Origin of the sequence: Bradyrhizobium sp. IC3123 (genome assembly GCF_020193625.1) — a bacterium.
Taxonomy (GTDB): Bacteria; Pseudomonadota; Alphaproteobacteria; order Rhizobiales; family Xanthobacteraceae; genus Bradyrhizobium; species Bradyrhizobium yuanmingense.
Genome location: NZ_JADYVF010000005.1, coordinates 405,469 through 424,734 on the forward strand (window position 1 = coordinate 405,469; position 19,266 = coordinate 424,734).

At 65.2% G+C, this 19,266-nt stretch carries 20 protein-coding genes; 9 read left to right on the forward strand and 11 right to left on the reverse strand.

Annotated features, from left to right (window positions below; translation table 11 throughout):
• Positions 1-147 precede the first annotated feature (147 nt).
• The 6 genes from I6F20_RS19410 to I6F20_RS19435 all read left to right on the forward strand — a co-directional run bounded on the left by I6F20_RS19410 (position 148) and on the right by I6F20_RS19435 (position 4,891).
• Positions 148-969, forward strand: a complete 822-nt coding sequence (locus tag I6F20_RS19410; protein WP_225127427.1) for an FCD domain-containing protein — start codon at positions 148-150, stop codon at positions 967-969.
• 153 nt (positions 970-1,122) lie between these two features.
• Positions 1,123-1,944 (forward strand): ABC transporter permease, encoded by an 822-nt coding sequence (locus tag I6F20_RS19415; protein ID WP_225127429.1) that lies wholly within the window; start codon positions 1,123-1,125, stop codon positions 1,942-1,944.
• Entirely contained in the window at positions 1,941-2,747 is an 807-nt protein-coding gene (locus tag I6F20_RS19420) for an ABC transporter permease (protein ID WP_036004520.1), read from the forward strand. The genes I6F20_RS19415 and I6F20_RS19420 overlap by 4 nt, the downstream gene beginning before the upstream one ends.
• A complete protein-coding gene (locus I6F20_RS19425; RefSeq protein WP_036004517.1) occupies positions 2,744-3,502 on the forward strand; it encodes an ABC transporter ATP-binding protein in 759 nt (252 codons plus the stop codon). Before I6F20_RS19420 ends, I6F20_RS19425 begins: the two co-directional genes overlap by 4 nt.
• Positions 3,499-3,831, forward strand: coding sequence for a hypothetical protein (locus tag I6F20_RS19430; protein ID WP_036025891.1), 333 nt, complete (start codon positions 3,499-3,501; stop codon positions 3,829-3,831). Before I6F20_RS19425 ends, I6F20_RS19430 begins: the two co-directional genes overlap by 4 nt.
• A gap of 4 nt (positions 3,832-3,835) precedes the next feature.
• Positions 3,836-4,891 carry an ABC transporter substrate-binding protein gene (locus tag I6F20_RS19435; protein WP_036037747.1) on the forward strand — a complete coding sequence of 352 codons (1,056 nt, stop codon included), beginning with the start codon at positions 3,836-3,838 and terminating at the stop codon, positions 4,889-4,891.
• 79 nt (positions 4,892-4,970) lie between these two features.
• Here the strand turns inward: I6F20_RS19435 and I6F20_RS19440 are convergent, their stop codons facing one another.
• The 4 genes from I6F20_RS19440 to I6F20_RS19455 all read right to left on the reverse strand — a co-directional run bounded on the left by I6F20_RS19440 (position 4,971) and on the right by I6F20_RS19455 (position 8,392).
• Positions 4,971-6,515, reverse strand: a complete 1,545-nt coding sequence (locus I6F20_RS19440; protein ID WP_225127430.1) for a peroxidase family protein — start codon at positions 6,513-6,515, stop codon at positions 4,971-4,973.
• Positions 6,516-6,770: 255 nt separating this feature from the next.
• Positions 6,771-7,043 carry a hypothetical protein gene (locus tag I6F20_RS19445; protein WP_036025895.1) on the reverse strand — a complete coding sequence of 91 codons (273 nt, stop codon included), beginning with the start codon at positions 7,041-7,043 and terminating at the stop codon, positions 6,771-6,773.
• 144 nt (positions 7,044-7,187) lie between these two features.
• Positions 7,188-7,919, reverse strand: a complete 732-nt coding sequence (locus I6F20_RS19450; RefSeq protein ID WP_036004503.1) for a cytochrome c biogenesis CcdA family protein — start codon at positions 7,917-7,919, stop codon at positions 7,188-7,190.
• Positions 7,920-8,125: 206 nt separating this feature from the next.
• Entirely contained in the window at positions 8,126-8,392 is a 267-nt protein-coding gene (locus tag I6F20_RS19455) for a hypothetical protein (RefSeq protein WP_025034806.1), read from the reverse strand.
• Between the two features lie 485 nt (positions 8,393-8,877).
• Between I6F20_RS19455 and I6F20_RS19460 the strand changes: the two genes are divergently transcribed.
• The 3 genes from I6F20_RS19460 to I6F20_RS19470 all read left to right on the forward strand — a co-directional run bounded on the left by I6F20_RS19460 (position 8,878) and on the right by I6F20_RS19470 (position 11,448).
• Positions 8,878-9,927: a LysR family transcriptional regulator gene (locus I6F20_RS19460; RefSeq protein ID WP_036025896.1), complete on the forward strand. Its 1,050-nt coding sequence runs from the start codon at positions 8,878-8,880 to the stop codon at positions 9,925-9,927.
• Between the two features lie 29 nt (positions 9,928-9,956).
• Positions 9,957-10,328 carry a helix-turn-helix domain-containing protein gene (locus I6F20_RS19465; protein WP_020608151.1) on the forward strand — a complete coding sequence of 124 codons (372 nt, stop codon included), beginning with the start codon at positions 9,957-9,959 and terminating at the stop codon, positions 10,326-10,328.
• Between the two features lie 298 nt (positions 10,329-10,626).
• A complete protein-coding gene (locus tag I6F20_RS19470) occupies positions 10,627-11,448 on the forward strand; it encodes an enoyl-CoA hydratase (protein ID WP_225127432.1) in 822 nt (273 codons plus the stop codon).
• 33 nt (positions 11,449-11,481) lie between these two features.
• Here the strand turns inward: I6F20_RS19470 and I6F20_RS19475 are convergent, their stop codons facing one another.
• The 7 genes from I6F20_RS19475 to I6F20_RS19505 form a co-directional block, all read right to left on the reverse strand.
• The gene (locus I6F20_RS19475; protein WP_057026781.1) at positions 11,482-12,561 is read right to left on the reverse strand and encodes an isocitrate/isopropylmalate dehydrogenase family protein; all 1,080 of its coding nucleotides are present in this window, start codon (positions 12,559-12,561) and stop codon (positions 11,482-11,484) included.
• A 133-nt stretch (positions 12,562-12,694) separates the two neighbouring features.
• Complete coding sequence (locus I6F20_RS19480; RefSeq protein WP_225127433.1) at positions 12,695-13,762, reverse strand: alcohol dehydrogenase; 1,068 nt, start codon at positions 13,760-13,762, stop codon at positions 12,695-12,697.
• Positions 13,763-13,837: 75 nt separating this feature from the next.
• Positions 13,838-14,809 carry an ABC transporter ATP-binding protein gene (locus I6F20_RS19485; RefSeq protein ID WP_074447511.1) on the reverse strand — a complete coding sequence of 324 codons (972 nt, stop codon included), beginning with the start codon at positions 14,807-14,809 and terminating at the stop codon, positions 13,838-13,840.
• Positions 14,806-15,798, reverse strand: coding sequence for an ABC transporter ATP-binding protein (locus I6F20_RS19490; protein WP_225127436.1), 993 nt, complete (start codon positions 15,796-15,798; stop codon positions 14,806-14,808). Before I6F20_RS19490 ends, I6F20_RS19485 begins: the two co-directional genes overlap by 4 nt.
• Positions 15,795-16,667 (reverse strand): ABC transporter permease, encoded by an 873-nt coding sequence (locus tag I6F20_RS19495; RefSeq protein ID WP_225127438.1) that lies wholly within the window; start codon positions 16,665-16,667, stop codon positions 15,795-15,797. Before I6F20_RS19495 ends, I6F20_RS19490 begins: the two co-directional genes overlap by 4 nt.
• The gene (locus tag I6F20_RS19500; protein ID WP_036025925.1) at positions 16,654-17,604 is read right to left on the reverse strand and encodes an ABC transporter permease; all 951 of its coding nucleotides are present in this window, start codon (positions 17,602-17,604) and stop codon (positions 16,654-16,656) included. Before I6F20_RS19500 ends, I6F20_RS19495 begins: the two co-directional genes overlap by 14 nt.
• Positions 17,605-17,611: 7 nt before the next feature.
• Complete coding sequence (locus I6F20_RS19505; protein WP_225127440.1) at positions 17,612-19,147, reverse strand: ABC transporter substrate-binding protein; 1,536 nt, start codon at positions 19,145-19,147, stop codon at positions 17,612-17,614.
• Positions 19,148-19,266 lie beyond the last annotated feature (119 nt).

Here is a 19,266-nt window from a genome sequence, read left to right on the forward strand (position 1 = left end):
CGCAACGCAACACGGGGTGTGCTGCGACAATTGCGCTTGCCCTCATCCATTCATCCGATGTTAAACATCCGATGATTGCAGCTGCCGGGCGTGGCAGCCAAATACAAACGAACCAGCCGCGACAGGCCGGACGGGAGAAACGTACGAGTGGCAAGAGCGCGCCCGAGCCCCGTCGACAAGCCGATCAAGCCCGGCCGCATTCGCGCCGTGCTGACGACGCTCGGCCGGGAGATCGCGCAGGATCTCATTCCGGTCGGGACAGCCCTGCCGCCGGAGCCTGAGCTCGAAGCCCGCTTCGGAGTCGGGCGCGGCGTGGTGCGCGAAGCCATCAAGACGCTCGCCGCCAAAGGTCTGGTCAGCGTGCGGCCGCGCCACGGCACGCACGTGCTGCCGCGCCATGAATGGAGCCTGCTCGACCGCGACGTGCTGAGCTGGCTGGTCGGTCAGGACGAGCCGGATCGGGACCTTCTGCTGGCAATCCAGGAGGTGCGCTCGATCATCGAGCCCGCTGCCGCAGCGCTTGCGGCCGAGCGTGCAACAAGGAACGACCGCTGGCGGATCGACACGGCCCTGGCGGCGATGCAGACTGCAAAGGACCAGGCCAGCGCCCTCGCTGCCGACAAGGCTTTCCATCTCGCCATCCTGGACGCGACCCACAATCCGGTCCTCCAGGGCTTTCGCGGCGCGATCGATACCATTCTGGGCACCGTCTTCACCGTTGCCGTCGGCGGCCCCGGCGGCTGGTTCAAGGACAATCTGCCGAACCACGTCATGGCGGCGCGGGCCATCGAGAGCGGCAACCCGGAGAAGGCGCGCGCCGCGATGGAACGGCTGCTGGGCTACACCCGATCGAAGCTGTCGAACCGAAAGACCATTATCGCCGCGGCGGCTCGCAAAGCGGATGGATCGACCCTGCGCGCCGTCAGGAAGCCGAGCCTCAACCGCAAGAGAAAGCGCCATGCACCGTGACATGAGGGGCTCGGCCCGGATCCCCGCTCCGCGCGGATCGCGAGGAGGGTCGCAACCGATACAGATATGCGATTGCGCGAGACGCGGCTACGATACCAGCAATGATCAGTGGGAAATGCCGGTACAGGCATAGCTGAGCGTCAGGGAGGTCGAATGCAGCTGACGGGCAGTCTGAAAGGCCGATCGTCGCGGCTGATGCGCAGCGTCAACTCGCTGGCCGGCGCTGCAATGTTCGTCGCGCCGCTGCTTGCGCTGGTCGCGGTCTGGGCCGCCGTGATCCCGCTGTTCAACGTCAATCCGCGCGTGTTTCCCTCGGTCGGCGCGGTCGGCACCGCCGCGCTTGACTCGATCCGGGACGGCACGTTGTTCGCGCATGTCGGCGCCAGCCTTTTGCGCGTCGGCCTGGGGACACTGATCGGCATCGCCACGGCGGTGCCGCTCGGCATCGCCATGGGCGTCAGCCCGACGGTCGCGGCCTTTCTCACGCCGCTGTTCCGGTTCTTCTCGGTGCTCGCCGGCATTGCCTGGATCCCGATCGCGACGCTGTGGTTCGGTTACGGTTTCGGCGCGATCGTCTTCGTGATCTTCAACGCCGTATTCTTCGTCGTCGCCTACAACACGCTTCTCGGCGTCAGGACCATCCCGCACACGCTGCGCAACGCTGCCGCCTCGCTCGGCGCCGGCCGCTGGGCGCTGCTGACCGAAGTACTGCTGCCGGGCGCGCTGCCCAATATCGTCACCGGCATTCGCACCGGCCTGGGCTTTGCCTGGCGCGGCCTGATCGCCGCGGAGATGATCGCGACCAATGTCGGGCTCGGCTACATGCTGTTCGTCGCGCGCGATTTCTACCGCACCGAGGTGATCGTGTTCGGCATGATCGTGATCGGCGTGCTCTGGCTTCTGATCGACCGTTTGCTGCTGGTCCCGCTGGAACGCGCGACCATCGAGCGCTGGGGCATGGTGAGGCGCGCATGAACGTCCTGCTGCAAATCTGGGCCGGCTATGCCCGCCTGACCCGGCGCTGGCCGGGCATCGCCGCGATCATTCCCTTCATCCCGGTGCTGGCGCTGTGGACCGCGGTCAGCGAGGCCGGGCTGTTTCCACGCGCGTTCTTCCCCGGCCCGGCCGACGTCATCCGCGCATTCTTCACGCTGACCTACAAGGGCATCCTGCCGGACTATCTCCAGGACAGCCTGATCCGGCTCGCGACCGGCGCCGCGGTCGGCATGGCGCTCGGCATACCCTTGGGCATCCTGATCGGCACCAGCCGCTGGGCGCATCGCATCTGCTGGCCGGTGCTGCTGTTCTTCCAGGCCATCGGCGACATCGCCTGGCTGCCGATCCTTCTGATCTGGTTCGGCTTCGGTCTGACGACGATGACCTTCGTCATCGTCTACACCGTGCTGTTCCCCGTCGTGCTCAACACCGTGCTCGGCGTCGAATCGGTACCGCGCGATCTGTCACGCGCCGCCTTGAGCCTCGGGGCTTCGCGGGCGCGCGTGCTCTGGGAGGTGACGCTGCCGGGCGCCTTGCCCAACATCATCACCGGCCTGCGCAACGGACTCGGCTACGGCTGGCGCGCGCTGATCGCGGTCGAGATGATCGTCGGCACGTCGGGCATCGGCTTCATGATGTTCGATGCGCGCCGCGCCGGGTCGACCGTCGAGATCATCCTCGGCATGATCATTCTCGGACTGCTCTGGTACATCGTGGACGCCTGGATTCTCGCCCCGCTCGAGCGTGCGACCGGCCAGCGTTGGGGATTAGTGACATCATGAAGACGCTCTCGCTGCGCAATCTCGGCAAGACCTATTTCGACCCTTATGCAGGCGCGCATGTCACCGCCGTCCACGACGTCTCACTCGAGGTCGAGCCCGGCGAGTTCATCTCGGTGGTCGGCCCCTCCGGCTGCGGCAAGACGACGATCCTGAACATGATCGCCGGCTTCATTCCCTATTCGAAGGGGGACATCCTGCTCGACGGCAAGCCGGTGCACGGGCCCGGCCCCGAGCGGGGCGTCGTGTTCCAGTCGTTCGCGCTGTTTCCCTGGAAGACCGTGCTCGACAATGTCGGCTTCGGGCCGAAGATGCGCGGCGTGCCGAAGGCCGAGCGCGACCGCATCGCGCATGAATATCTCGCGCTTGCCGGGCTCTCGCATGCGGCGCACCGCTATCCCAACGAGCTTTCCGGGGGCATGCAGCAGCGCGTCGGCGTGGTGCGCGCACTCGCCAACAACCCTGACGTCCTCTTGATGGACGAGCCGTTCGCCAGCGTCGACGCGCAGACGCGCATGACGCTCCAGGAGGAGCTGACGCGCATCTGGCAGGAGCGCAAGCCGACGGTGATCTTCATCACCCATGACGTGTCGGAAGCGGTGTTTCTCGCCAATCGCGTGGTCGTGCTCTCGAAGGGACGCGTGCTCGACGAGATCGCGGTCGACCTGCCGCGTCCTCGCATCTGGGACGATCTCGTCAGGGATGATGAGTTCAAGCAGCTCTCGGCGCGCGTGCTGCAGATGGTGCGCGCAGCATGAGCATCGCCTCCGAAGCCCTGCGATCACCCAAGCTGCGCATCGCGCTCGGCGCAATTGCGGCATGGGCGCTGTTTCAGCTCTGGCTGACCATCGCGGCGCCCGGAAAGATCTCGCCGCAGCTCACGGGCACGTCGGAAAAGGTGAACGTGCAGATCGAGCTGCCGTTCACGCCGGAGCGTTTCCACGTGCTCGCCTTCCAGCAATACGGACGCGTCTCGGGCACGGACGAGCATTCGATCGAGCTGCGCGGTGTCAAAAGAACGGACCTCAATGCCGTGGCCCGGCCCTATTGGGTGACGGCGGTGGGGCCGATAAAAGAGGGAGGCTGAGACTATGAAACGACTCTTGCTGCTTGGATTGGCGCTTCTCGCCGGCATGGTGCCGGCAAGCGCCCAAACCCTGACGAAACTCAAGGCCGGCATGGTCACTGGCATCGACCAGATTGGCCTGCCTATCGCGCTCGAGCGCGGCTTCTTCGAGAAGTACGGGCTCGACGTCACGATCGCACGCCCCTACGCCACCGGTGTCGACGCGCTGAACGCGTTGCAGGCCGGCGAGAGCGAGATCGTGCAGGTCGGCGTACCCATGATCGGCGCGGTGCTGCGCGGCATGGACCTCGTCGCGCTGGGCAATTACAGCGGCAACGCCACCAAGGCCGGCTCCGATGCCACGATGGCGATCATCGCGCGCGAAGGCTCGGGCATCGTCAAGGGCGACCTGTCGACGTTGAAGGGCAAGAAGATCGCGGCGTCGTTCGGCACGATCAACCATCTCTACATCCTAGCGACGCTGGAGAAGGCCGGACTGAAACCCGACGACGTAACATTGGTCAACACCCCGCCCCCGGACATGACCGTCGCCCTGCTCGCCAAGGGCATCGACGCGTTCTCGGGCTGGGACCCCTGGCCGATCGTCGCGGGCAAGGACGTGCCGGGCGCCGTCGAGATCATTCGGGGCGGCGACGTGATCTCCTATATCGGCTTCAACGTCGCGTTGCGCCCATGGGTGCAGGCCAACGGCGAGACCATCGAGAAATTCCTCGCCGCCGTCTCCGAGGCCGACCAATGGATGCGCAAGAACCCGAAGCTGGCGGCACAAGTCGCCACGCGCTGGATTCCAGGCCTGAAGCAGGAGGTCGCGGAGGCCGCGATGCAGTTCAACATCCAGCAGGCGGACCGCCGGCTGTCGGCGAACAACTACCGCGCGCTGTGGAGCGCCCAGGACCGGCTCACCCGGCTCGGCATCCTCAAATCCACCTTCGATGTCAATGCGCATATCGAGCCGAAGCACATTCTCAAGGTCATGAAAGACCGTCCTGAGCTGTTCGCCGACCTGCCGCCGATCCCGGAGACGGCGGCGATCACGCCGGGCTACGTGTTCAAGCCCTGAGCATTGTTGCAAACCTCCAGACCGGCGCGCCATGCACGCCGGTCCGGCCCATCGTCTGCAACGCTGGCGGGCGTCTGGTCTAGACGGTCGAGATGCCGTCGATCGGGCTGACATCCCCGACGAAACGCAGCAGGTCGGCCATCGTGAATTCGCCCGGCACTTGCGACGGCAGCGTCGGCTTCCAGGTCTTGCCCTTGAGCCAGAGATACGACTGGTGGTCGCCATGGACGAGGCCGACGAAGACCTCGGCAAGCAGGGTCGCGCCGACCGGGCCGAGCCTTTCGCCGCCGCCACGCTGCTCCGCCTCCTTGAGGATGTAGTACCAGAGCGGGGTGTGCTGGTGCAGGCCATGCTTCTTCGCCACGGCGCCGTCGCTCCCCTTCGAGATTTCCTCCGGCGTCAGCGGATTCTTGATCTTCATGGCCTTGGCGACGTCCTGCCCGGACGGCAATCCGAGCAACACGCCGCGCTTGAGGTTGCGGAACGGCAGGCTGCCGCCGTCACCAGGCAGGGTATGGAGTTGCGGCACGATGAACGGATCGATCTTGCGGGAGGGATTGAAGCCCACGCCCGCAGGATTGTTCGGCAACAGCTTATAGTAGCGCCGCCAGTCGATGATCCAGTTGCTCGAAAGCACCGGAAGCGGGAGCGGCGGCTGAATCGGGTTTGGTGCCAGATCGCCGATGATGCCGCCCGACAGCCCGGTGAACCTGAACAGCAGGTCCAGGGTCGCCGGCGCGAGGCCACCGGGCGTGAAGATCCGGTTGTGGCTATAGACCTGGCGCACCATGCTGTGGCCGAGACGATAGACGGCGCCCGAAAACTCGACGGGCATGTAGGGGATCTTCTTGAAGCGGTAGAAGCGCCGCCCCTGCTCGAGGATCTTCGCGACGATCCCTTTCTCGGTGATCCGCTCCACGAAATCGTGCAGGACCATCCATTGGTAGTGCCAGGTCACGATCCGGCGCGCTTCCTCGAAGATCTCGCCCGCCGGCTTGCCGGACGCCGCGAGCTGATCGCAGACCTTGTTGTGAAACTTCAGCATCGCAAGGTGGGTTTGCGCGACGACCAGGTTCTCGTCGTTGCGGTGATCGCCGATCAGGGCAAACCCCTCGGGATTGCGCGGCAGGTCGTTGCGATGATCGCCGGTGATGTCATCGACGTTGACGGTCTTGCCGATCAGCAGCTTGGGGCCCGGTGTCTTGCCGCTGTCGCTGGCCGAATTGCGCGCGTAGAGATGACGGCTGCCGTCGGGGCCGAGACCATAGACGCTGTCGAGATCGAGTGCGGGCGTGCGGAAATTCGTGACCGCCGTCGGATCGGCTTCCTTCTCGCCGAAGGAGGTCAGATCGAGCGTGATGTCGTGATCCACGAATTGGCCGAGATAGGTGAAACCCGCCGGGACGTTGAGGTTGTTGCCCGCGGCGTCGCCGGGGGCGGGATCCTTCATCGCGTCGGCGAGCTCGCGCAGCGGACCGTCGTCGACAGCCAGCGGCTCCAGGGTCGGAAACATCCGGCCAAACATGCCCGGATCGTCGTGTCCGGAAAGCGTATCCAGAAATTGTCGCGTCGGTTGACGTCCGGCCTTGCCGTGACCGGGATGAACATTCACGTCGGTTCCCATCGCTTGCTCCTGCTCAAATGCTTTAGGGGAGAGGGGCGCCGAAGATGTCACTTCCAAAATTCTCGTTTCAGTATACGTTCAGAAGAATTGCCCCTCAGGGTGTAGTACGATGAAATATTACTACAGATTGCATTCTCTGGGCGGCTCCTACCGCGAGGCTTTTTGCCCCACCAGCCACACAGGCTTTTGATCGTCCGAAGCTCGAGCAGGAAAGACTAAGGCGCGATCGACGCGTCGGCTGAATCTCTCAGCGCGTCAGCGCTTGGCAGCGAACCGCGACCAGATCTCAGCGTCCGTGTAGAAGTCCACGCCGCCATCGAGATCTCTCACCAGCCACTCGCCGAGATAGACGATCTGTGTGCCGCTGCGCCGCTCGTGCCGAAGCTCGAATTTTCCGTCGGCATCCTTCTGCAGCGAGCAATTCGACTGAACCCAGCTCGGCCACTCCTGCAACGGCTGCCCCAAAAATTGCCAGGCAACCAACGCCGCGTTGTCCGACAGGGGTTCTAAGCGCAGTGTCTTGGTCACGTGATCTCCACCATGCGAGTTGTCCCCCGATGAAACGCCTCGGGACCGGAAAGGTTTGGAATCGTCGTTCCGTGGCAGCATGCCTGACCGATTTCAACGGTTCCTCTACTTTTTCGTCCGTGAAAACCCCGGTCCCCGCGCGCCCTAACCGATCGTCTGCAGCACCGGAAACGTCTCCAGCAGCCAGATGCTCACATTCGAGACCGCGCCGGTGAGAAAGCCGATGCCGGTGAGCACCATCAGGACGCCCATGGCGCGCTCGACGTTGACGAGGTGGCCCTTCATGCGCGCGAACAGCGCGGAGAACTGTTCGATCATCAGCGCGGCGATCAGGAATGGGATGCCGAGGCCCGCGGAATAGACCGCGAGCAGGCCGGCGCCCCTCGTCACCGTGGCTTCCGCCGCGGCGACCGAGAGGATCGCGGCGAGGATCGGGCCGATGCAGGGTGTCCAGCCGAACGCGAATGCGAGGCCCATGATATAGGCGCCCCACAGGCCGACCGGTTTGGGGATCGGCAGGCGTCCTTCCCGCATCAGAAAGCCGATCCGCGTCAGGCCGAGGAAGTGCAGGCCCATGATGATGATGACGATGCCGGCGAGGATCGACAGCTCCGCCGACCAGGCACGGATCAGCCCGCCGATCAGCGAAGCGCTGGCGCCGAGCGCCACGAAGATGGTGGAGAAGCCGAGCACGAACAGGAGCGCCGACATCATGATCGCGCGCTTGGAGGCCGCGACCGGCTCGTCGCTCTCGACATGCTCGATCGTGGCGCCCGTGAGGTAAACCAGATAGGGCGGAACCAGAGGCAGGACGCAAGGCGAGAGGAAGCTGACGAGGCCGGCAATCAGTGCGGCCGGAATCGAAACATTTTGCATGATGCAATCGGAGCCATCTCAGGCCCCGTCAGGGCGCGCAGGAACCGCGCCCGGCCCGGAGCCGAACCGGCTCTGGTGTAGCCCATGCCGGAGAATGCGCAACAGAGGCGCACAAAGCCAGGGCTCCGCCCGATGCCCTCCGTGATCACAGATGCGGCATCGGGACGCGCACAAACCTCGCCGGAAAGCGAGATTGGGCGGCGCGGCTACTTCACCACGCGGAGCAGCGGACGCCGGGGCTGGTCCTGCGTCTGCTTGGAAGGGGGCGGCGGCTCGCTGGCAGCGCTCCGCAGCATTTCGTCGCACAGCGCCTTGAGATCGGCACTGTCGATTCCTTTCAGTTTCATCCTGACGTCGAGGATGACGATGGACAGCATCTCGGCCGACTCGCGGCTGTTGCAGGCATTGAGAACCCTGCGGCACTCCTCGAGCGTTTCCAGCACCGACTGCAACTGTTCGTCTGAATGCGACACCGGCGTTCTTTCCGTTAATTCGGCCTGCGAGACGTATCTGTCACGCCCCCTTCGGCCCCCATGGAAGACGATAGATAGCACGAGGCGACTGCGCCTTCGAACCTGATTTCAGTGTGTTTCTGCTGTGGAACCGGGTTCCCGCTCGCATCGCCATGCGGCGCCTTTGGCGACCGCAGCAATGCTCCGGGAGCGAACGCCTGACGCGGTGCGATTGATCCAGCAACGGCGAAGAGCACCGACTCCTGCGCAAGACCGTTCATTGCAGTCAGCGCCGGCACTCCCGCAGCCATCTCGCGGCTCGCAACGGAACTCACGTCATACCCCTCACTCGAGCCGATTAGCCTCGCCCGAATTCCCAGCCCATGGGAGCATCCAAATACCGCCCTAAGGTAGTAAGGATGACGTTCAAAACTCGTCGTTCCCCAACCCGTCGTGGTTGTGGTTTGCGCCAGATTCTGCCAGTTTAGCGTTCCAAAGGGAATTGTATGCACTCCTTGGCGGAAAGGGGCGTTCCTCTGGAGGAACGCCCAAAGACAAATATCAGCGGCCTCTCCGACTGGGACGCCGCCCGCATATTCTTGGAAGTCGTCCGATGCGGAAGCTTTCGCTCGGCGGCCGAGCGCCTGTCTCTGTCGATCAACGCCGTGCGGCGCCGCATCGACGATTTCGAACGCCAGACCGGCACCACGTTATTCACGCGCGACGTCCACGGCACCCATCTGACCGATGAGGGCGCCCTGGTGGTCTCCGCCGTCGAGCGCATGGAGGCAGCCACCTTCGACGTGCTGCGCGCCAGCGATTCGATGGCCAACGCGCTGTCGGGCGAGGTCCGCGTCGCCGTCACCGAGGGGCTCGGCACATTCTGGCTTGCCCCCCGCCTGGTCGAATTCCAGCAGGCCTATCCGAAGATCCTGGTGGACCTGCATTGCGCGATGCGCTCGGCCGACGTCTCGCGCCACGAGGCCGACGTCGCCATTCATCTGTCCCGTCCCTCGGCGCTGGACATCAAGCTGGTGCGGCTCGGCCGCATGCATCTGATGTTCTGGGCCTCGGAGAAATACATCGCAAAGCATGGCGCGCCGCGCTCGGCGGCGGAATTGATCAAGCATCGTCTGGTGCTGCAATTCGCCGACCAGCTCGCCGCCAAGGAATCCTTCGAAAGCTTCTTCCCGGGCGTGTCCGAACGTGACCTTCTGGTCATGAAGACCAACGTCTCGAGCGCCAACTATTGGGCGGTCGCGAACGGCGCCGGCATCGGCGTCTTCCCGAGCTACGCCATTGCGCTCGGCGGGAAATTAATTCCACTGGAGGTCGAGCTGAACCGACCGCTGGATATCTGGCTGTCCTACCACCCTGGTAGCGGCCGTATCCCGCGCGTGCGGCACATGATTGACTGGCTGATCGAGGCTTTCAATCCGGCCCGCTTCCCGTGGTTTAAGGAAGAGTTCGTGCACCCGCATGAATTCAAGGACTCGTATATGGGCGAACCCCTGACCCAGCTCTTCGGGGGATTTTCAACCGAAGAACAAAGGTGAAAACAGAGATGAAAGCAGCGGCCAAAAGAATGAAGCAGCGCAGCGCGGGCAAGCCGGACATCGAGCTTGGCAAGCGGATCCGTCTGCGGCGCGTCGAGATGAAGATCTCGCAGGCCGAGCTCGGCGAGAAGCTCGGCGTCAGCTTCCAGCAGGTGCAGAAATACGAGAAGGGCGTCAATCGCGTCGGCGCGGCCCGGCTTCAGCAGATCGCCTCCGCCCTCGATGTGCCCGTGACCTTCTTCTACGACGGCGACAACAAGGCCCGCGAAGTCGAGAGCCTGCTCTTTCTCGATTCGGCCTTCAGCCTCCGCCTGCTGCGCGCCTACAGCAAGATCAAGGATCAGACGGTGCAGCGTCAGCTCGTCTCGCTGATGGAATCGATCGCGGCGAACGAGAGCTGAGGCCGGTCGACGGTCCGGCCTTCACGGCCGACGTTCAATCCGCCGCGTCACGGGGGCGCGGCCGGATTGCACGAGATCGGCCGAAAGATGTCTGCGCGCAACCGCGCGCGGCCGGTCTCGGGGCGGCATGGCCGCCCCTTTTTGTTGGCGGTCTTCCCCCGACCTTTCCGCCTCCGTCGAACGCCGCGCGCCATGCAATCGCAGCACAGGCGGATGCAGGCTCTGCTCTCCCGCGCCGGTTGACCGCGGCGGCGCCTGCGCCGCACATTGCGCCTCGCCACCGAGCAGCGAGCGCGCGATGCCAGACGTTATCAGCACGACCGGAACACCTTACGCCGACGGCAAGATTCTGACGCACACGGCCGATGGCGTCGGCGTGATCACCTTCAACAATCCCGACAAGCGCAACGCGATGTCGCTGGAGATGTGGGAGGGATTTGGCGAGGCGTTGACGGCCTTGCGCGACGACGACACGGTGCGCGTCGTGATCCTGCGCGGCGCCGGCGGCAAGGCGTTCGTCTCGGGTGCCGACATCAGCCAGTTCGAGAAGGTGAGGCACAATGCGGCGGCATCCGAGCAATACGCCAAGCGCAGCGCCGCCCAGCGCGCGCTGCTCGCCGATTATCCCAAGCCGACCATCGCCTGCATCGACGGTTTTTGCCTCGGCGGCGGCATGCAAGTCGCAATGCTCGCCGACATCCGCCTCGCCTCGCAGGACAGCCAATTCGGCATTCCCGCGGCAAAACTCGGGATCGCCTATGGCTATGACGGCTTGAAGCATCTGGTGTCGCTGGTCGGGCCGTCCTGGGCGCGGCTGCTGATGTATACGGGCATGCGCATCGATTCCGCCGAGGCGCTGCGCATCGGCCTCGTCGAGCGCGTGTTTCCGCAAGGCGAGCTCTGGGGCGAGACCATGGCGATGGCCGAGACGATCGCGCAGAACGCCCCGCTCGCGATCAAGGCGGCCAAGATCACAATCGCGCAGGTGCTGAAGGACGAGAGCCGGCGCGACATGGAGGCGATCAAGGTGATCGGCAATGCCTGCATGGACAGCGCGGATTTCCGCGAGGGCCGGCAGGCCTTCATGGAAAAGCGGAAGCCGCAGTTTAGGGGGAAGTAATTTCGTCGTGGAGAGAGGCCAGGAGCACAGCCCCTACAGCGCTCCCAGCACCGCTTTCGTGATGTCAGCCGTGCCATTGCCGCCGCCGAATTCCATCGGCTTGATGCCGCCGGCATAGACCTGGTCCACCGCACGCTCGATCGTCTCGCCGGCTTCCGCAGCGCTCTCGATGCCGTGCTTGTCGGCGAGCCAATCCAGCATCATCGCGGCGGACAGGATCATGCCGGTGGGGTTGGCCTTGCCCTGCCCCATGATGTCGGGCGCCGTGCCGTGGCACGGCTGGAACACCGCGTACTTGTCGCCGATGTCGGCGGACGGCGCCATGCCGAGGCCGCCGATCAGGCTCGCGGTGATGTCGGAGACAATGTCGCCGAACATGTTCTCCATCACCATCACGTCGAAATCCCAGGGACGCTTGACCAGCATCGCCGAGCAGGCATCGACATAGAGCCGGTCGGTCTTCACGTCAGGATGCTTCTTCTCGATCTCGTCGAAGATGCCGCGGAAGAACGCGAACGCCTTGAATACGTTCGCCTTATCGACGCAGGTGAGCGCGCCCGGCTTGCCGCGCGCCTTGCGCCGCTCGGCAAGGCGAAACGAGAACTCGAACAAACGCTCGGAGGTTTTGCGCGTGATCACCATGGTCTCGCGCGCGTCCTCGTGGGTGACGACGCCCTTGCCCATCGAGGCGAACAGGCCTTCGGTGGACTCGCGGATCACGACGAGATCGATGCCGCGCTGGTCCGCGCCGACGATCGGGCTCGGTACGCCCGGAATGAGGCGCGCCGGACGCACGCCGGCATAGAGATCGAAGATGAAGCGCAGCTCGATCTGCGGCGCGATCTCGGTGTTGTCGGGGTAGCGCACCGACGGCAGGCCGCAGGCCCCGAGCAGGATCGCGTCCGCCTCCTCGCAGAGCTTGATGGTGCTATCCGGCATCGACTTGCCGGTCGCGAGATAATGGTTGGCGCCGGCCGGCGCCTCGGTGAAGCGGAAGCCGAGGCCGGACTTCTCGCCGACCTTGCGCAGCACCTCCAGCGCCGGCGCCATGACTTCAGGGCCGATGCCGTCACCGGCGAGCACGGCAATGTGGAAGGCGTTGTTTGCGGACATTTAAGGCCTCAAGGGAGGTGTCAACCAGGTCGTCATTGCGAGCGAAGCGAAGCAATCCAGAACTGCATCCACGGAGACATTCTGGATTGCTTCGTCGCTTCGCTCCTCGCAATGACGAGGGAGAGAGCATTCGTTACGGCGTCAGCACCGTACGCCCGACCACCGCGCCCTGCTGCAATTGCAGCAGCGCGTCGTTGGCCTTGGCGAGCGGTTGTTGCGTCACCGGGATCGGCGGCACCTTCTTGGACCGCACGAGGTCGAGCAGCTCCTGCGTCTCGCGCAAGTTTCCGACATAGCTGCCCTGGATCGTCACCGCCTTGATCGGAATCAGCGGCAACGCCCAGGTCGCGCCGCCGCCGAACAGGCCGACAAGGACGAGCTTACCGCCCTTGGTCAGGCAGTCGAAGCCGAGCTGCGTCGTAGCAGCGTTGCCGACGAGGTCGATCACGGCGCGGATAGGGCCGCCCGCCTTCTTGGCAAGCTGCTCCAGCGCGTCAGGGGCCTTGGGATCGACGGTCGCAAGCGCACCGGCCTTCTCCGCCGCCTCGCGCTTCCTCGCGTCGATATCGACCATGATCGCGCCCTTGCCGCCCATCGCCTTGAGCAGCGACAGCGCCATCAGCCCGAGGCCGCCGGCGCCGAACATCACGATCGGCGTGTCGAAATGCTGCTCGACCTTCTTCAGCGCGCTGTAGGTGGTGACGCCCGAGCAGGCATAGGGCGCGGTCGTTGCAGGATCGAGGCCCTTCAGATTGAGCAGGTAGCGCGGATGCGGCACCAGCATGTGATCGGAATAGCCGCCGTCGCAATAGACCCCGAGCGAGCGCGGCGTCAGGCACATGTTCTCGTCACCGGCGAGGCACGTGGCACATTTGCCGCAGCCGATCCAGGGATAGACCAGCCCGACATCGCCGACCTTCAGGTCGCCCTGGTCGGTCGGCTTCACGTCGGGGCCGAAGGCGAGGACTTCGCCGACCGTCTCGTGGCCCATGGTCAGCGGCAGGTTGATGCCGCGGTCCTTCAACGAGAGCGGCTTGCGGCCATGGCCGAGATCGTAGCCGCCTTCCCAGATGTGGAGGTCGCTGTGGCAGACGCCGGCGGCCTTCACCTTGATCAGCACCTGCGTGCCCGAGGGCTGCGGCGTCGCCTCGTCGACCTCCTGCAGCGGCGCCTTGAAATCGGCAACCTTGAAACTCTTCATCGGCGTCCTCCCGCATGCTTCTTGTTGTCGCGCCACCATGCCATGGTCGGCGCGACCAGACAAACCGGTCTTAGTTCAGGCCAGCGGATGATGGCAAGCCGCGAACTGGCCGGGTGCGACCTGGCGCAACTCCGGTATCTCCGCGCTGCAACGCTGATCCGCGCGCGGGCAGCGGGTGCGGAAGCGGCAGCCGGACGGCGGCGCAATCGGCGATGGCGGCTCGCCGGCCGCCACACTTTCGGCGGGTCGCACGTCCGGATCCGGCACCGGGATCGCCTGCAACAGCAGCGCGGTGTAGGGATGCGCAGGCCGCGCGAACAATTGCTCGGAGGGGGCGACCTCGCAGAGCCGGCCGAGATACATCACTGCGACGCGGTCGCTGACCGCTTTGACCACCGCGAGGTCGTGCGCGATGAACAGCAGCGTCAGACCGAAGCGCGCCTTCATCTCCTCCAGCAGGTTGAGGATCTGCGCGCGAATGGAGACGTCGAGGGCCGACACCGGCTCGTCGCAGACGATGAACTCCGGGTTGAGCACCAGCGAGCGCGCGATACAGATGCGCTGGCACTGGCCGCCGGAGAATTCGTGCGGCAGGCGGGTCGCCACGAGATCGGGGTCGAGCCCGACCGCGGAGAGCACCTCGTGAACGCGCCGTTTGCGCTCGGCGGCATCCTTGATCCCGGCGATGATCAGCGGCTCGGCGACGATGTCGCCGATGCGCCGGCGCGGATTGAGCGAAGCAATCGGATCCTGGAAGATCAGCTGCACGCGGCGGCGCATCCGGCGCAGCGCCTCGCCCTCCATCGCGGTGAGGTCCTCGCCGTCGAACATCACGCGGCCGGACTTGGCGCGGCGCAGTTGCAGCACCGCGCGGCCGAGCGTCGACTTGCCGCAGCCGGATTCGCCGACCAGCCCAAGCGTCTCGCCGCGCGCGACCTGGAGGCTGACACCGGAAACGGCATGAACAATCTTGTTGCCGAGGCCGTATTCGACCACGAGATTGTCGACGTTGAGAAGCGGCGCGGGGCGCGCGGCAAGCTGCATCATGCCTCGACCCCCTCCGTCATCCGGATCGGATGGAAGCACGCATAGAGATGATCAGGCATTTCGGCGCTGGTCAGGACCGGTTTGGCTTCATGACAGCGCCCGCCGGCATAATTGCAGCGCGGCGCGAAGGAGCAGCCCTTCAGCGGGCGCGTCGGATCGGGTGGACGGCCCGAGATCGCCGGCAGCGGCGTATGCGGCGCGGTCTCGAGCTTCGGGATCGCCGCCAGCAGCGCCTCGGTGTAGGGCATGTGCATGCGCTTGAACAAGGCTTGCGTCGGCGCGCGCTCCACCACCCGGCCGGCATACATTACCGCGACCTCGTCGGCGCGGCCGGCGACGACGCCGAGATCGTGGGTGATGATGATCATCGCCATGTGGCGGCGGCGCTGCTCGCGCGCGAGCAGATCGAGGATCTGCGCCTGGATGGTGACGTCGAGCGCGGTGGTCGGCTCGTCCGCGATCAGAAGCTTCGGCTCGCAGGACAGTGCGATCGCGATCGCGATGCGCTGGCGCATGCCGCCGGAGCATTGATGCGGATATTGCGCGAGCCGCTGCTCCGGGGCGGGAATGCCGACGGCGGCGAGCAGCTCGATGCTGCGGGCCTTCGCGGCGGGAGCGTCAAGCTCGAGGTGCTCCTGGATCGTCTCCATCAGCTGCGTGCCGATGGTGAGCACAGGGTTGAGCGAGGTCATGGGGTCCTGGAATACGACCGCGAGGTCGCGCCCGCGCAGCCGCCGCAGGCTTTCAGCCTCGAGCCGCACCAGATCCTCGCCGTCGAACATCACCCGGCCCGTCAGCTTCGCCTTCTTCGGCAGCAGTTGCAGCACGGCGCGCGAGAGCATGGTCTTGCCGCAGCCGGATTCACCAACGATCCCGAGCGTGCGGCCGGCCTGCAGCGAAAGGTCGACGTGATCGACCGCGCGCAGGTTTCCGCGCGGGGTCGGCAGCTCGACCGCGACATCCTCGATGGCCAGGAGCGGCGCGGTCACAGTGCCCCCTGACGTGGGTCAGTGAGAGCCCGCAAGGTGTCGCCGACGAGGTTGAACGCCAGCACCGTCGCAAACAGTGCTGCCGCCGGCAGAAAGGCGAGGCGCGGCGCGACGTCCAGACTGTCACGTCCCTCCCCGATCATGCTGCCCCAGCTCGGCATCGGCGGCGGCACGCCGAGGCCGAGAAAGGACAGCGCGCCCTCGACCACGATGGTGACGGCGACGCCGAGCAGGAAGAAGGCGAGCAGCGGCAGGATGACGTTCGGCAGCAGCTCGCGCAGCAGGATGCGCGCATGGCTCGCCCCTAACGCCTCGGCCGCGATCACGAATTCTCGTCGCGCCAGCGTCAGCGTCGCCGCGCGCGCCACGCGCATGAAGGCGGGAATGCCGAGCACGCCGAGGACGACAGTGAGGTTGGGGACCGACTGCCCGAGATAGGCGACCACCGCGAGCGCGAAGATCAGCGGCGGAAACGCGAGCAGCACATCCATGCTGCCGACCACCAGCGTCTCGAACCGGCCGCGGAAATAGCCGGCCAGCAGGCCGAGCGCGCCGCCGATGACGAGGCCGATCATGGGCGCGATCAGCCCGACCGTTAGCGACACCCGCGCGCCAAAGATCAGCCGGGCGAGCTCGTCGCGGCCGAGCCCGTCGGTGCCGAGCCAATGTTCCCCGGAGAAGGCGGCGCGCCGTTCCAGCATGTCCATATCGGTCGGGTTCTGCAGCGGCAGCACCGGCGCCAGGATCGCTAGCGAAAGGATGATCGCAACCCAGGCGCTTGCGATCCAGAACAACAGGCCGACCTTGGGCTTGCGGCCGACCGGCGCAGCTACCTCCTCGTCCTGGATCGACAGCTCAAGCGTGGCCATGGCGGATCCTGGGGTCGAGCACGGCATAGAGCATGTCGACGATGAAGTTGACGATGACGAAGCCGCAGGCGACCAGCAGCACCACGCCCTGGAGAATGACGAGGTCCCGGGTGTAGATCGCCCCGACCAGCAGCCGGCCGATGCCGGGCAGCGCGAAGATCGTTTCCACGATCAGCGTGCCGCCGAGCAGGCGACCGATATTGATGCCCGTCACCGTCACCAGGGTCAGCGAAGAAGGCTTCAGCGCATGCACCAACAGGATGCGCGATGGCTTGAGACCCTTTGCTTTCGCCAGCGCGATATAGTCCTCCTGCAACGTCGCGATCATGTCGGAGCGCAGCACCCGCATGATGCCCGGCCATTCCGCCAGCGCCAGCGTCAGCGCCGGCAGCACGAAGAAGCGCAAATTGGCCAGCGGCGCCTCGGTGAACGGCACATAGCCGGTCGCCGGCAGCCAGCGCAGCTCGACCGCGAACAGATAGATCAGCAGGATCGCAGTCAGGAACGACGGCATCGACAGCATCGCGAAAGCGCTGCCGGTCATGAAGCGGTCGAACGCACCGCCGGCGCGCGCGGCACAGGCGATCGCAACGGGAACACCGATCAGGAGCCCGATGAACTCGGCCATCAGCATCAGCTGCAGCGAGACCGGGATGCGCTCGGCCACCGCCTGCAGCACCGTCTGCCCGGTGCGAAACGAGCGGCCGAGATCGCCCTGCACCACGTGGCCGAGCCAGCTCAGGTAACGCCACCACAGCGGCTGGTCGAGTCCCATGTCGCGGCGCAGCGCCGCGACGTTCTCCGGCGTTGCCTGATCGCCCAGGATGACGAGCGCGAGATCGCCCGGCAGCAGCGAGGCGATCAGGAACGTCAGCAACGAGACGGCGAGCAGGACCGGCAGCATGGCAAGCAGCCGCCGCGCGACGAAGTTCAGCATCGCGCGGTCATTCCAGCCAGGTGGTCGAGACGTCGATCACGCCGTTGTAGATCTTCGGAAAGCCCTTCAGCTTGGCGCTGGACAGCGCGTAATAGGTATTCTGGAAGGTCCAGAACCAGATCGCCTCCTTGTTGATGAGGCGGCTGATGGCGCAGTAATCCTCGGTGCGCTGGCCGATGTCGGCGGTGACGCGCGCATGGTCCAGAAGCTTGTCGAGCTCGGGGTTCGCGTATCCGGCGAGCGCCAGCGGGCTGCCGCTGCGGAAATTCGCGTACATCTGCGGATCGGGATCGGCGAGATCGACGATGCGCCACGGCGTCAGCTGGAACTGCCGGGTGAAGGCGCGCGTCGGAATCGTGGCCTGGTCGACCTGCTCGATCTCCATGTTGGCGCCGACGCGCTTCCAGAATTGCTGCAGCACCTGGCCGATCATGCGGCCGCGCGGCGTCGCCGTCACCAGCATCTTGAACTCGACCGGCTTGCCGTACTCCTTGATCAGCGCCTTGGCCTTCTCAACGTCGAACGGCAGCGCCCCGTCGTCCTTGCACTTGACCCAGGAGCCGTCGCCGTAAGGATTGCTCGCGGGCCGGCTCAGGCCGTTGCTGATCGCTTGCGACATCTTGGGACGGTCGATCGCCATCACCAGGGCCTGCCGCACCCTCACGTCATCGAACGGCGCCACCTTGGTGTTGAAGGCGTAGACCTGCGCGCCCGAGCCCTTGTAGGTGTGCACGGTGAGCTTGGGGTCCTTCTGCGCCCTCATGATGTTGTCGGCGTCGTTCTCGTCATCCCAGATGATGTCGGCCTCGCCCGATTGCAGCGAGGCAAAGCGCGACTGCGCGTCGGGCAGCGGCTTCAGGACGATGCGGTCGAGATACGGGCGACCCTTGTCCCAGTAGTTCGGGTTCTTCTCCAGCACCATGCGGTCGCCGGCGGTCCATGATTTCAGGATGTACGGGCCGGTGCCGACGGGATTGCGGTTGTAATCGTCGCCCTTGGTCTTCCAGGCGGTCGGCGAATGGATGACGTTGTTCTGGCTCTGGATGGTGATCGTCGCCGGCAGGTTCACGGAAGGATCGGTGAGATTATAGACGATTGTGTATTCGTCCGGCGCCAGCACCTCCTTGACGTTGGTGATGTAGAAGGCGCAGCGGCACTTGTTGGCGGGGTCCTTCTGCCGGTCGAAATTCTCCTTGAAGGCCTGCGCATTGAACGGCGTGCCGTCGTGGAATTTGACGCCTTCGCGGAGCTTGAAGGTCCAGGTCTTGTAGTCCTCGGAATGGCTCCAGGACACCGCGAGCTTCGGCGCGGCCTCGCCCTTGTCGTTCAGCGTCGTTAGCGTGTCGAAGATCGCGGCGGCAGCGGTGAAGGTCGAGGTGTCGTAGACGCCGACCTTGAGCGGATCGAAGCCTGCGATCTCCAGCTCCTGTCCGACCGTGATGCTGCCGCCTGATTTCTGCGCCTGCGCTGGCGTTGCCAGTGCAAATGCCGCAACGAGGAAAATAGGCACGCGCCTGCGTGCCAAGGCCGCCGCGTTCGTCATGGTTCCTCCCGGGATCCCTCGTCCGATGTTTCGGATCGTGAATGACTCGGAGGCGAGCTTGGCGACAAATGCCCGCCTCGGCAAGAGGAACGAACGAGAGTTCGAACGCCGCATGTGGC